A 12524-nucleotide genomic window follows, 5' to 3' on the forward strand; every position below is an offset into this window, starting at 1 on the left:
AACTGCACCGTGTAGTGTAGTTTTTGAGGCGGAAGACCCGCCTTTCCCTGAATCCCGCACAAGGAGTCCTTCATGCAGGAGAGCAGGATCGGCGCAGGACCCCAGACAAGCTGGAGCGGGCGGCTCATCGGCCTCGTGGCGGTGCTGGTGCTCGTCAACTTCATGGTCGACACGGCCATCACCGCACCGCTGCTCGTCCTTCCGGAGATGCTCGACCACTTCGGCACCGATCAGACGGCCTGGCTCAACGCCAGCGCGATGCTCGCGGGTGTGATGTGGGCGCCGTTGCTCGGCAAGAGCGCCGACGTGTACGGCAAACGCAAGGTGCTGGTGCTGACCTTGCTGCTCAGTTGCGCGGGCGCGCTCGTCTGCGCGGTCGCACCCGGCCTCTGGCTCTTCGTGCCAGGCCGCCTGTTGCAAGGGGCGGCCGTTGCCGCCTTGTTCCTGTCCGTCGCGATCGTCCGCGAGATCTGCGCACCCCGGATCGCGATGATCGTGGTGGGCATCGTGACCTCGGGGTCCGCGGTGCTCAACATCGGTTCCCGTTTCCTCACCGAGAAACTGGCCGCGGAGTTCGGTTTCCAGATCTTGTTCCTCGTCTCGGCGGTCGTCGCGATCGCGATGGCGATCTGTGTCCGCGCCGTCCTTCCCGAATCCGTGCTCAAGACCCCGGGCAGGATCGACATCGGAGGAGCGCTGCTCCTCGGCGGCGGCCTTGCCGGAGTGCTCGGCTACGTCAGCCTCGGCTCGGAGTTCGGCTGGTTCGCCCTCGGTCCGGTGGTCCTGCTCGCCGGTGGTGCCGCGGCCTTGGCGAGGTGGTTCCTCGTCTCGAGCCGGAAGCCCGATTCGCTGATCGACCTCCGGCACATCGGCGCGCCCCTGGCGCTCACGTTGCTCGTGCTCGTCCTCGGCACCGGTTCGTACCAAAGCATGCTCCAGCTCATTCCGCTGGTCAGCGATGTCTCGGCGGACCAGGGACTCGGGTACGGCCTGGCGGGCCAGGGAACGCTGGCGCTGCTGCTCGCGGCACCTGGAATCGGTGTGATGATCGGCGGTCCGGTGGCCGGGGTGCTCGCCACCCGTGTCGGGCCGGCGATGACCCTGGCCGGCGGAATCGCGCTCGGAACCGTGGGCACCCTCGGGATGTTCCTCGGCGTCTCGCGGTTCCCGGTCGCGGTGTTCTTCGCCTTCCTGCTGGGTTTCACGGTCGGCGCGCTGGGAACCTCCGGCTTCAACCTGGCGGGCGGACTCGCGCCCGCCGAACGGCAGGGCATCGTCTCCAGCCTGGTCATGGTCGTCGTCGCGATCGGCTCGGTGGTGCTGGACTTCGTGGGCGCCGCGGTGCTCAAGTCGACCGCCGTCTCCGTCGGCGGCGAGACGGTGAATTCGGGAGCGGGTGTCTTCACCTACATCACCATCGCGTCCGTCGCCTTCGCGATCGCCGCGGTCCTCGTCGTCTTGCTGGTGCGAAAGTCGCGCTCCAGCACCAAAGTTCCGTCACTGGCAGCTCTCTGACGGAATCCGAGAAGGGAAAAGTACATCGTGAAAGGCACTGTTCTGGTCTCCGGCGCGAGCATCGCCGGTCCCGCCGTCGCGTTCTGGCTGCGCCGTCACGGATTTTCCGTGACAGTGGTGGAGAAGGCGGGCGCGCTGCGCGGTGGCGGATATCCGATCGACATCCGCGGCACCGCCCTGGAAGTGGCTCGCCGCATGGGAATCCTTCCGCTGCTTCGAGAAGCGCATATCGAGACACGTTCGCTCACCTTCGTCGGTGCCGACGGCGGCGAGGTGGCGTCGGTGAACCCGCAGGCGGTGACCGGCGGAGTCGACGGGCGCGACGTCGAGGTACGGCGCGGCGATCTGGCGGAAATCCTCTACGGAGCCACGCGCGACGACGTGGAGTACGTCTTCGGCGACTCGATCGAGGCGCTCACCGAACATGAGGACGGTGTCGATGTCACCTTCCGCGGCGGAGCGCGACGCGGTTTCGACCTGGTGGTCGGCGCCGACGGACTGCACTCTCGCACCAGGGAACTCGTTTTCGGTCCCGAGTATCAGTACCACCGCTATCTGGGATACTGCTTCGCCGGTTTCACCATGCCCAACGAATTTGGCCTGGCGCGGGAAGGCGTCATCTGGAACGCGCCCGGACGCGGAGCGGCGCTGTACGCGGTGAAGGGAAGCGAGAAGGTCCACGGCTTCCTGGTCGCCGCCCGCCCCGAACCGCCGTACGAGGTCCTCCGCGATCCTCAGGCGCAACGCGACCTGATCGCCACGACTTTCGCCCATGACGGTTGGGAAATCCCGGCCATGATCGGCGCGATGCGCGACGCGGACGACCTGTTCTTCGACACCGTCAGCCAGATCCACCTGCCACGCTGGTCCAGTGGCCGGGTCGGGTTGGTCGGCGACGCCGCTTACGCGCCGTCGTTCCTGACAGGACAAGGATCCAGTCTCGCCCTCGTCGGTGCCTACATGCTGGCGCGGTCGCTCGCCGCCACCGGCGCTTTCGACGCGTACGAGAAGGAGACACGGGAATTCGTGGAACTGAACCAAGCACAGGTCGGCGTGGGTGAAGCGGCACTCTTCCCGGTCACCGCCGAAGCCCTCGCGCGACGGGACAGCCGGCTCCGCGGTCTGACCACCTTGCCACCGGAAACCGGGCGACCCGCGCATACCGCGCTCGTGCTGCCCGACCCGATCGTGGTCTAGCAGGGATGCCGAAGGGCCCGTCGCCGGCGTGGCCGACGGGCTCCTCGGGGGTTCAGACGTGGTGCAGGGTGTTACGCCGGGGTTGTCGGAGAGGATCTCGGTACTGGGGTGGGATGAACTCCGGTAGCCCGTCGGCCGCCATCCGTACTTGCCAATCACCGTGGTGGATCAGCCGGTGATGAAAACCGCACAACAGCACCAGATTCCGGAGATCGGTTGGTCCGCCGTCGACCCAGTGCTCGATATGGTGGGCGTGGCAATTCTTGGGTTTCCGATCACATCCGGGAAATGCGCAGCCGCCGTCGCGGATGTTCAACGCGCGGCGTTGGCCTGGAGTGACGAACCGTCGCAGCCGTCCCATATCCAGCGGTTCACCCGAGGCGCTCATCACGACCGGCAACATGAGACAGTCGCAGGCGGCGAGGCGTGCTTCCCGGGCGGTCATCGTCCCGACGAAGTCCAGACACGTGGTCCCGAGACCCGACTTCAACTCATCGAGCCCGATGGTCACGTGTACCAAGGTGCGGTAGCCGCTGGTGCCCGGCTGGTCTGGGCAGGCGATCGCGAGATCGAGGAGGTCGACCCAGGCGTCTCCCAGGCGTTCGCACTTCATCCGCAGATCGGCTTGCCCGAACTCGTCCACCGGGCGCGGCTGGGCGTGCGCCTCCAGTGCGGCGGCGGTGCGGGCACCGGTCTCGTCATCAAGCAGACCGGTCAGCTTCCAGAAGCCGTCCTTGCGGCGCTCCAACGTGATTTCCCGGCGTGGTTCCTTGGGTTCGGGATCTTTCGGTTCCTTGCCGTCGGGGTCTAGCCAGCCCAGAAGTTTCGCCTCGGCCTTCGCGAGTCGTCGCGGCCCGGCATCGGGGGCAAGTTCGGCGAGGATCCTGTCCGCTTCCGCCCGATCCTCAGCCGTGGTGTCGGCAGGAAGGTTCTTCAGGATCTCCAGGATCTGATCGATCCGCTCATCCCCGACCAACCCCTCCGCCGCCACCGCAGCCGTCGCGGGAGCGACCGGCGGAACCTCGCTACCGTCCAAAGCCCGCGTCGGATTCAACGCGAGCGCACGGTTCACCACCGCACGTGCCTCACCCACCGACAACCCCGCCATATCCGCGAACCAATTATCCGTACGGCCATACCCATACAAGTCTTTGGGGCCCCGATTCTCGATCTCCGCCAAAAACTGCCCCAAACCGGCAGTGGCCATCCGAATCACCCGCAAAGACTGCTGCACACCATGCGCAAGCTCCAGCTTGCCGGCGCGCCACAACTCCTGCGGCAACTCGGGGAGAAAGGTCTCGGACACCCCTCCAGAATACCGCAAACAATAGAACAAATATTCGTAATTTTAAGCGACAAGGAAACGAGCAAACCAACACTGAAGGGTGATTCGGTCGCGAAACGACGACTACGCCCTGAACGCGATGGCCAGATCGCCCGCGGCGCCAAAAGCACCACCTGGGTCGCAGGACACGGGCTAGCGGGGCAGCGTCGACAGCTTCGGTGCCGCCGGGATCGAGTCACGTTCGACGGTGAAGATGGCGAGGAAGTAGTTCGCCGTAGCGCAGTTGACGTTCTCCCCGCCGGTGAGATTCGCGGTCAGCGTATCGCCTTCGACGGTCAGTTCCGCGCCATCCTCGGCGCAACCGGGCACGACGAAGGCGAAACCGCGCCGGCCTGCCGGCGGCGCGAACGACAAGGCGGCACGGACTTCGTCCGGGTTCGAGATCTTGGCGCGTTCCAGGGCTCGCTGGAGCTCCTGTGCGTCGGCTGTTCCCAGCTCCGCGGGTTTCAAGCCCGCCAGTCCGCGGGCCGAGCCGAGGGCCGTGAAGGTTTCGAGCTCCACCTGCCCGTTGCCCGCGCCCGCGCCACATCCCGCCACGACCAGTAGAAGGCATACCGCGATCCATCTCATGCGACGTGGACGTAGCGAGCCGTTCCGTCGGTTGCGCGGTCCGGGTCTCGAAGCGATATCCGAAGTGTTCCGGCGGCTGACCGTTCGTCCTACGGCTGTCGCCCGCGCCGGAAGGGTTCGACGCCGACGACATGGCGAGAACGAGTCGGCTCGACGAGGACCTTGACCCGCCGTTCTCCCGGGATCCGCCATTCGAAACGGTCGGTCCCGACGTACTTCTTCGCCAGCCGGTCCATGCACCGATCGGCCTCGTCGCCTTCGACGAACTCGACGACCCGTCCGTGGATGACTACCCGGTCGTAGGGATTCTCCGTGTCCAGGCAGGAAAACGACACCCGAGGTTCGCGGCGGAGGTTCTCTTCCTTCACCCGGCCGACGGCGGTGTTGAACACGATGTGGTCGCCTTCGACGTCGATCCACATGGGGGACACCTGGGGGGAACCGTCCTGGTTCACCGTGGCCAGGTGCCAGAACCTCGGTGCCGCGACCCAGTCGCGGATCTGTTCGCTCAACTCGGCCACGCGGTCCTCCAGTGCGTCGGGACGACGATTGTCGCGTGACCGGCAGTGGATGTCACCCCTTGACAGTCATGACAGTATTTTTCCAACCATATGACTTGTGCGTTGCCGGGGTTGTGGCAGAGGAGACGACGACGATCCGGGCCGGCGCCTCTGGGGAGAGGAACTGTCCATGCGGCCAGCCCGCCGAATCTCGGTCGTACTCGCGCTCGGCGTCACGGCGGGAATCGCCTTCGCGTCGCCGACCCTCGCGGGCCCGTCCGGTGACGACTACTACCAGGACGCGCTGGGCAAGACCGGGCCCGAGCTCAAGGCGGCGTTGCACAAGATCATCAGTACCAACACCAAACTGACCTACGAACAGGTGTGGGACGGGATCAGGGCCATCGACGAGGATCCGGCCAACAAAGCGAACGTCGTGCTGCTCTACAGCGGCCGCTCACAGGCGAAGACGGCCAACGGCGGGGGAGTCGACGACTGGAACCGGGAACACGTCTGGGCCAAGTCTCACGGCGACTTCGGCACGGCGGTCGGGCCCGGTACCGACCTGCACCATCTGCGCGCGGAGGACGCGTCGGTCAACAGCACGCGCGGGAACAAGGACTTCGACGCCGGCGGTTCCCCGGTCGAGGAAGCGCCCGGCAGCTTGACCGATGACGATTCGTTCGAGCCACGCGACGCGGTCAAGGGCGACGTGGCCCGCATGATCCTCTACATGGGCGTCCGGTACGACGGCACCGACGGATTCCCCGACCTCGAACCCAACGACGCCGTCGGCAACGGGTCCAAACCCAACATCGGCCGGGTCTCGGTCCTGCTGAGCTGGCACACCCAGGACCCGCCCGACGCCACCGAGCAGCGCCGTAACCAGGTGATCCACGACCAGTTCCAGCGCAACCGCAACCCGTTCATCGACCATCCGGAATGGGCTGCCTCCATCTACGGCTAGGCGATTTTCCGGACGAAGCACACCCTGTCCTGGCCGGGGCCGTCGTAGTCGCTGTGCACGGGGACACCGTCGGGTTCGAGGGTGAACCCCATGGCGCGGTGAAAGGCGATGGATCCGGTGTTCCCCGGCGACGTGATCGCGCGGACTTCCGTGCGGCCCGCCTCCGCGGCGCGCCGGAAGAAGGTCGTGTACAGGCGGCGGGCCGTCCCCCGTCCGCGAAGTTCCGGATCCACGCCCACGAAATGGATGTACGCCTGGACGTCGTCGTCGGGGGAGTAAAAGCCGACGAGGAACGCCCTGATTCCGGTTTCGTCCTCCAAGACCAGGCTCGTTCCGGAGAAGAACTGGAGGAACAGTCTGGGGAGCAGCAACGAGAGCTCCCGGGCCTCGGCGGGGGTACGCGAGTCGCCCCACCACCGTTGGACCCGGTCGACGATCGCGCTGTGGTCGGAGACGTGGGCTCGGCGCGGTTCGGGCATGGCGGTCCCCTCTCGGACGATCTTGAGGCCACCCCGTTTCTACCGGGTCGTCAGCCGATCGGCGAGGAAGGCGAGGATCTCGTCCCTCGCGCGCCGCGTGGGATGGCCATCCGAGTCGACGAAATGGGCGGTGACAACGCTGTGCGGCGTGCCGACCAGGTCGCGGAAGAACGGGGGAGGGTCGGTGTTCGCGGCGCTGTCCGGCAGCACCCGTCCGTCGAAAGCGTCGCCGAGGAGAGCCTGGTAGGCGGCGAACCGCTGTCCGGTGCACCAGCGGTCACCTTCGAAGCGGTAGGCGAGCACCTTCAGGCCGTCGCGAGCGATCCGGTCTCGCACCTCGGTCGCGTCCTCGTCGGAGAGTTCGAGCGCGCCCTGGTCGTCCAGTGGCAGTGACGGGTGGTTGACCACGGGTGCGACGACGGCGGGTTCGAGCGCCATGGTGAGGGCGAAGTTGCCGGTGAAGCACAGGCCGATCGCGCCGACCCCGGGGCCGCCGCATTCGGCGTGGGCGATCCGCGCGAGCCCGCGCAGCCACCGCGTGACGGGGCTGGTCCCGCCGCCGGCGAACGCCCGGAATTCGGCACTGACACACGCGCGGCGGACCACTTCTTCGCCGTCCTCCGCGGTGGGATACGCGCCGTCGCGCCCGAAGAGCGAGGGGACGTAGACGGTGAAGCCCGCGTCTCGCACCCATCGCGCGAACCGGAGAACGTCAGGACTGATACCGGGCATCTCCGGCATCAGCACCACGCCGGGCCCGGATCCCGCGACGTGCACCGTCTTCGTCACGCCGTCCACCTCCACGGGCCGGCGGGAGAAGTCGGTGAGGGCATCGTCCGGGTGTTTACGCATGGCGAAAGCCTCGACCGGTGCGGCCTTCGCGGGGATAGGCCAGATCGCCGGATAGCGGGGTAATCTCGCCACATGCTGCGCGTGGGGGTCTTGGCCTACCCGGGCTGCTTCGCGTCGGAGGTGTTCGGTGTTCCCGATCTCCTCACGATGGCCACGCACGTCGCGGGGCCGGACCAGGCCGGCTACGAAGTTTCCGTCGTTTCCCCCCGTCGCCGGGTCGCGGCGTCGGGTGGTGTGGGGGTGGCCGTCGCGCCACTGCGTGAAGTCGACGTCCTCGTCGTGCCGGGATTCGAGCTCACGCCGGGACAGGACATCGACGCGAGGATCGCGAACCTCGCGCCGGAGATCGAAGCGATCCGGTCGCACGCCGCCGCGGGCCACGTCGTCGTCTCGCTCTGTGTCGGCGCGTTCCTGCTGGCCGCGGCCGGGCTGCTCGACCATCGCCGCGCGACCACATCGTGGCTCTTCGCGGACGAACTGGCTCAGCGGTGCCCCGAAACCGAAGTCCGGCCCGAGCGGCTCGTCGTCACCGACAGGGGAGTCACGACGACGGCGGCGTTCAGCGCCATGTACGACTTCGCCCTCGAACTGATCCGCGAGCACAGCGGCGCCGAAGTGGCACGGACGACGGCGCGGGTGGCGCTGGTGGACGACGCGCGATCGTCACAGACGCCGTACGTCGACACGCGGCTCCTGCCGCGGCCGGGCAACGCGTTCTCCCGCCGCGTCATGCGATGGCTGGACCAGAATCTGGCCGTCCGCTACGACCTCGCCGCCCTGGCCGCACGGTTCAACGTGAGCACCCGGACGTTGCTGCGGCGGTTCGCGGAGGAGGCCGGGCAGACGCCGCTCGAATACCTGCATTCCTCGCGCGTCCGGCGCGCCCGCCACCTCCTCGAAACGACGGATCGGACGGTCGCCGCGATCTGCGCCGCCGTCGGCTATCGGGATCCGGGAACGTTCGCCGCGCTTTTCGCGAAGCACACGGGAAGGCGGCCCGGTGACTATCGGGCCGCCTTCCGGCGCGACCCCAGTACTCTGTGATACTTTGTAGTGGTAGTCAGTGCCACTGAGTACCAGGAGTTCAAGAGGGTCACGATGGATGGTCTGACCGAGATGCTGAAAGGCACGCTCGAGGGTTGCGTGCTGGAGATCGTCGGCGGCGAGGAGACCTACGGGTACGCCATCACGCGCCGGTTGAACGAGCTCGGCTTCGCGGAAGTGGTCGAGGGGACGGTGTACGCCATCCTGCTGCGGCTGGAGAAGAACGGGCTGGTCCAGGTGACGAAACGGCCGTCCGGGCAGGGGCCGCCGCGCAAGTTCTACGCGCTGAACGACGCCGGGCGCGAGGAGCTCGCGAAGTTCTGGGCGAAATGGGAATTCGTCACGTCGCGGATCGACGAACTGAAGGAGGGCGGGAAATGAAGTTCTGGGACACCATCACGGGCAGCGATCTCACCAGGGAATGGAAGGCCTTCGAAGTCCGGGTCGGGGCCTTGCCCGCCGATCACCGGGCAGCGTGGGAAGAGATCACCGGGCATCTTTCGTCCTATTCGGACTTCACCGGCAGGAACCTGATGCCGATTTTCGACGGCGCACTGGGGCTGCTCGAGGAAACGGCCGCGGACGGGCAGAGCGTGCGCGAGGTGCTGGGTGACGACATCGAGGGCTTCTGCGCGGCGCTGGCCGGAGGGGAGCGCCGTCGTGGCTATCGCGACCGCTGGCGTGAGCAGCTGAACCGGAACGTCGCCAGGAAACTGAAGCAGCTGGGAGGCTGACGTGGGCATCCGGGACATCATCGAGGGCAAGAAGCAGTGGCGTGCGCACGTGGCCAGGGTCAAGGCGCTCCCGCCGGACTATCAGATCGTCTACCAGGAGATGCAGAGGTATCTCTTCAAGGTGGGGCCGGTCGACCTGGCCGATGGGCCGCTCCTGCCCGGGATCGTGGATTTCTTCGAGGAGGGCGTGGCGTCCGGAAAGGGAGTGCTGGCACTCGTCGGGGAAGACGTCGCCGCGTTCTGCGACGAGCTGATCAAGGACACGCCCACCCACGCGGACCTCTATCAGGAGTCCATCGGCGGGCGATCCGGCGAGGCCGGTGAATAACGCCGACAGCACTTGCTTGCGGGCCAGCCTTGCCTGACTGGTGTCATGATGTCCGGTTCCCGCGAGGGTCGTGAGTGGTAAAGACGGTTAGAACGATCATTGCCACTCACGACCCCTCACACATAGCGCACAAATAGGGGACACGGGGGAGTCTTGGTGTCCCTTGTGGACGGTGCGGTCACGATCGGCCGGCCCCCGGCATGCAAGACGCCACATTCGGCTTTCCCCTCAATGGTAGTGCTCCGAGAAAGGCTTGACGATGGCTGCGCGGCAAAGCGAGGCGATCCGGGTACGAGGACTGGAGAAGTCGTTCAAGGCTCTGCATGTCCTACGAGGCGTCGATTTCGAGGTGGCGCGGGGCAGTATCTTCGCCCTTCTCGGCTCCAACGGGGCGGGTAAGACCACGGTCGTGAGAATCCTGTCCACGTTGCTCAAGGCGGACGCGGGGACGGCGAGCGTCGCCGGCTGGGACGTCGCCACACGACCGGCGAGCGTGCGGGAAAGCATCAGCCTCACCGGACAGTTCGCCGCCGTCGACGAGATCCTCAGCGGGCGTGAGAATCTCGTGCTGGTCGCCCGGCTCCGGCATCTGAAACAGCCGGGCAGGATCGCCGACGAACTGCTGGACCGGTTTTCGCTGGCCGACGCGGGTGCGCGGAAGGTGTCGACGTATTCGGGTGGAATGCGCCGTCGGCTGGACATCGCCATGAGCCTCATCGGGAATCCGCCGGTGATCTTCCTGGACGAGCCGACCACCGGGCTCGACCCCGAGGCCCGTGCCGAGGTGTGGGCGGCGGTGAAGGAACTCGCCGCCCGTGGCACGACGGTACTGCTGACGACGCAGTACCTGGAGGAGGCTGAACAGCTCGCCGACCGGATCGCCATCCTCCACAAAGGACGGATCATCGTGAACGGCACGCTCGCCGAACTGAAGCGGCTGCTCCCGCCCGCCGAGGTCGAATACGTCGAGAAACAGCCATCTCTCGAAGACGTCTTCCTGGCCATCGTCGGTGCGGACAAGGAGCGGAGCGGGCGATGAACAAGCACTTCTTCGGCGACACGACCGTCCTGCTGGGCCGATCGATGAACACGTCACGCGCAGCATGGACACCATCGTCACGACCGCGATGATGCCGGTCGCCATGATGCTGATGTTCGTCTACGTCTTCGGCGGAGCGATCGAAACGGGGACGGATTCGTATGTGAACTACATGCTGCCCGGCATCCTGCTGATCACCGTCGCGTCGGGTGTCGCCTACACCGCGCTCCGGCTCTTCACCGACATGAAGAGCGGGATCTTCGAACGATTCCAATCCCTGCCCATCGCACGCTCGGGCGTCTTGTGGGCGCACGTGCTGACCTCGCTGGCCGCCAGTCTGATCTCGCTCGTCATCGTCGTGGGCGTGGCCCTGCTCATGGGCTTCCGTTCCACGGCGGGTGTGGCGACCTGGCTCGCGGTCGCCGGCATCCTGCTCCTGTTCACCCTGGCGCTGACGTGGCTGGCCGTCATCCCCGGTCTGTCCGCGAAATCCGCCGACGGGGCGAGCGCGTTCTCCTACCCGCTCATCTTCCTGCCGTTCCTCAGCTCGGCGTTCGTGCCGACGGCCACCATGCCGGGCCCCGTGCGGGCCTTCGCGGAGCACCAGCCGGTGACGTCGATCGTGAACGCCATCCGTGACCTGTTCGGCGGGCAACCGGTCGGCGACGACATCTGGATCGCCCTTGCCTGGTGTGCCGGTCTTCTCGTCGTCGCGTACTCGTTCGCGACGATCAGCTACCGGCGCAGGATCGCCTGACGCCGCCGGTCAGTCGTCCGGGCCGCGCAGGGTGAGAACCACGCGGAGCACGTGTTCGACCGCGGCCGGGAACGCGGCTCCGCGTAGTTCTCCGCGGCTGACGAGGGTGCGCCCGGCGAAGTCCAGCATCCGGTCCTCGCCGAGACGCCGGACGGTCAGCGTCGCCACTTCCTCGAGGTCGAGTCCGGGATGATCCAGGCGGGTCAGTGCGAATTCGATGAGCAGCTGTTCGTCCGTCACTTCACACCTCCGTCCCGCCTCGAGGATACGGCGGCCGTGGTCAGCGCAGGACGCGGCCGAGGAAGTCCCGGATGAGGCCGGCGATCTCCGTGCCGTGTGTCTCCAGCGCGAAGTGCCCGGCGTCGAGCAGATGCAATTCGGCGTCGGGCAGGTCGCGAAGGAACGCGCGGGCACCGTCGGCGCCGAAGATCTCGTCGTGCTCGCCCCAGGTGATGAGCGTCGGCGGGCGGTGCTCGCGGAAGTACCGCTGGAAGGCCGGGTAGGCGTCGAGATTGAACTGGTAGTCCCAGAAGAGCTGTAGCTGCACCTCCTGGTTGCCGGGGCGGTCGAGCAGGGCCTGGTCGAGGGTCCAGGTGTCCGGGGTGAGCCGGTCCAGCCGGTCGGCGGGGACGCCGTGGGTGTACTGCCAGCGGGTCGCCGCGGGCTTCAGGAGCTCGCGCACGGCTTCTTCGTGGGTTTCGCGGTCCTTGGCGTGCGCGAACAGAACGTCCCAGAACGGTGTGAAGCCGTCGACGTAGGCGTTGCCGGACTGGACCAGCAGCGCGGTGACCCGGTCCGGGTGACGGCTCGCGATGCGGAGCCCGATGGGGGCGCCGTAGTCCTGGATGTACAGGGCGAAACGGTCCAGGCCGAGCGTGTCGACGAGACCCATGGTGATCGCGGTCAGATTCTCGAACGAATAGTCGAACCGATCGACGGGCGGGGCGTCCGAGTGGCCGAAGCCGATGTGGTCGGGGGCGATGACGTGGTAGCGGTCGGCCAGCGCGGGGATCAGTGTGCGGAACATATGCGACGACGTGGGAAAACCGTGTAGCAGCACCACGGTCGGCGCGGTCGGATCACCGGCTTCCCGGTAGAACACGCTGCGGCCGTCGATGGTCGCCGTGCGGTGCATGGTGGCTTCGGACATGGGTGGGTGCTCCTCGCGACTGGTTCTAACCGTCTAAATACTTGAGA

Annotated in this window: 15 protein-coding genes and 1 pseudogene; 9 read left to right on the plus strand and 7 right to left on the minus strand. The window is 66.8% G+C overall.

The annotated features are described in order from the left end of the window. Positions 1-72 precede the first annotated feature (72 nt). Complete coding sequence (locus tag ACZ3HL_RS29135) at positions 73-1515, plus strand: MFS transporter (RefSeq protein WP_465534793.1); 1443 nt, start codon at positions 73-75, stop codon at positions 1513-1515. A 27-nt stretch (positions 1516-1542) separates the two neighbouring features. Next, positions 1543-2712 (plus strand): FAD-dependent monooxygenase, encoded by a 1170-nt coding sequence (locus ACZ3HL_RS29140; protein WP_465534794.1) that lies wholly within the window; start codon positions 1543-1545, stop codon positions 2710-2712. Between the two features lie 52 nt (positions 2713-2764). Here the strand turns inward: ACZ3HL_RS29140 and ACZ3HL_RS29145 are convergent, their stop codons facing one another. The 3 genes from ACZ3HL_RS29145 to ACZ3HL_RS29155 all read right to left on the minus strand — a co-directional run bounded on the left by ACZ3HL_RS29145 (position 2765) and on the right by ACZ3HL_RS29155 (position 5148). Continuing rightward, entirely contained in the window at positions 2765-4018 is a 1254-nt protein-coding gene (locus tag ACZ3HL_RS29145) for an HNH endonuclease signature motif containing protein (RefSeq protein WP_465534795.1), read from the minus strand. Between the two features lie 171 nt (positions 4019-4189). Beyond that, positions 4190-4627, minus strand: a complete 438-nt coding sequence (locus ACZ3HL_RS29150; RefSeq protein ID WP_465534796.1) for a hypothetical protein — start codon at positions 4625-4627, stop codon at positions 4190-4192. An 89-nt stretch (positions 4628-4716) separates the two neighbouring features. Then, complete coding sequence (locus tag ACZ3HL_RS29155; RefSeq protein ID WP_465417746.1) at positions 4717-5148, minus strand: PPOX class F420-dependent oxidoreductase; 432 nt, start codon at positions 5146-5148, stop codon at positions 4717-4719. Positions 5149-5317: 169 nt separating this feature from the next. Between ACZ3HL_RS29155 and ACZ3HL_RS29160 the strand changes: the two genes are divergently transcribed. Further along, a complete protein-coding gene (locus tag ACZ3HL_RS29160; protein ID WP_465534797.1) occupies positions 5318-6094 on the plus strand; it encodes an endonuclease I family protein in 777 nt (258 codons plus the stop codon). Here the strand turns inward: ACZ3HL_RS29160 and ACZ3HL_RS29165 are convergent. Together ACZ3HL_RS29165 and ACZ3HL_RS29170 are read right to left on the minus strand one after the other, a co-directional pair. Beyond that, positions 6091-6573, minus strand: a complete 483-nt coding sequence (locus tag ACZ3HL_RS29165; protein ID WP_465534798.1) for a GNAT family N-acetyltransferase — start codon at positions 6571-6573, stop codon at positions 6091-6093. The two genes, ACZ3HL_RS29160 and ACZ3HL_RS29165, sit on opposite strands and share 4 nt — an antisense overlap. Before the next feature lie 39 nt (positions 6574-6612). After that, the gene (locus ACZ3HL_RS29170) at positions 6613-7425 is read right to left on the minus strand and encodes a dienelactone hydrolase family protein (protein ID WP_465534799.1); all 813 of its coding nucleotides are present in this window, start codon (positions 7423-7425) and stop codon (positions 6613-6615) included. Between the two features lie 72 nt (positions 7426-7497). Here ACZ3HL_RS29170 and ACZ3HL_RS29175 point away from each other — a divergent pair, with 72 nt between their 5' ends. The 6 genes and pseudogenes from ACZ3HL_RS29175 to ACZ3HL_RS29200 all read left to right on the plus strand — a co-directional run bounded on the left by ACZ3HL_RS29175 (position 7498) and on the right by ACZ3HL_RS29200 (position 11327). After that, positions 7498-8469 (plus strand): GlxA family transcriptional regulator, encoded by a 972-nt coding sequence (locus ACZ3HL_RS29175; protein ID WP_465534800.1) that lies wholly within the window; start codon positions 7498-7500, stop codon positions 8467-8469. A gap of 54 nt (positions 8470-8523) precedes the next feature. Continuing rightward, positions 8524-8850, plus strand: coding sequence for a PadR family transcriptional regulator (locus tag ACZ3HL_RS29180; RefSeq protein WP_465417733.1), 327 nt, complete (start codon positions 8524-8526; stop codon positions 8848-8850). Beyond that, the gene (locus ACZ3HL_RS29185; protein WP_465417731.1) at positions 8847-9203 is read left to right on the plus strand and encodes a DUF1048 domain-containing protein; all 357 of its coding nucleotides are present in this window, start codon (positions 8847-8849) and stop codon (positions 9201-9203) included. Before ACZ3HL_RS29180 ends, ACZ3HL_RS29185 begins: the two co-directional genes overlap by 4 nt. 1 nt (position 9204) lies before the next feature. After that, positions 9205-9531, plus strand: a complete 327-nt coding sequence (locus tag ACZ3HL_RS29190; protein ID WP_465417729.1) for a DUF1048 domain-containing protein — start codon at positions 9205-9207, stop codon at positions 9529-9531. Positions 9532-9790: 259 nt separating this feature from the next. Next, positions 9791-10570, plus strand: a complete 780-nt coding sequence (locus ACZ3HL_RS29195; protein WP_465534801.1) for an ABC transporter ATP-binding protein — start codon at positions 9791-9793, stop codon at positions 10568-10570. Then, positions 10567-11327 (plus strand): annotated as a pseudogene (locus ACZ3HL_RS29200) (ABC transporter permease). The gene ACZ3HL_RS29195 and the pseudogene ACZ3HL_RS29200 overlap by 4 nt, the downstream one beginning before the upstream one ends. Positions 11328-11336: 9 nt before the next feature. Here ACZ3HL_RS29200 and ACZ3HL_RS29205 read toward each other — a convergent pair. Together ACZ3HL_RS29205 and ACZ3HL_RS29210 are read right to left on the minus strand one after the other, a co-directional pair. Beyond that, complete coding sequence (locus tag ACZ3HL_RS29205; protein WP_465417722.1) at positions 11337-11567, minus strand: hypothetical protein; 231 nt, start codon at positions 11565-11567, stop codon at positions 11337-11339. Between the two features lie 40 nt (positions 11568-11607). Next, positions 11608-12477, minus strand: coding sequence for an alpha/beta fold hydrolase (locus ACZ3HL_RS29210; RefSeq protein ID WP_465534802.1), 870 nt, complete (start codon positions 12475-12477; stop codon positions 11608-11610). Between the last annotated feature and the right edge of the window lie 47 nt (positions 12478-12524).

Source organism: Amycolatopsis sp. NPDC000009, assembly GCF_055563465.1.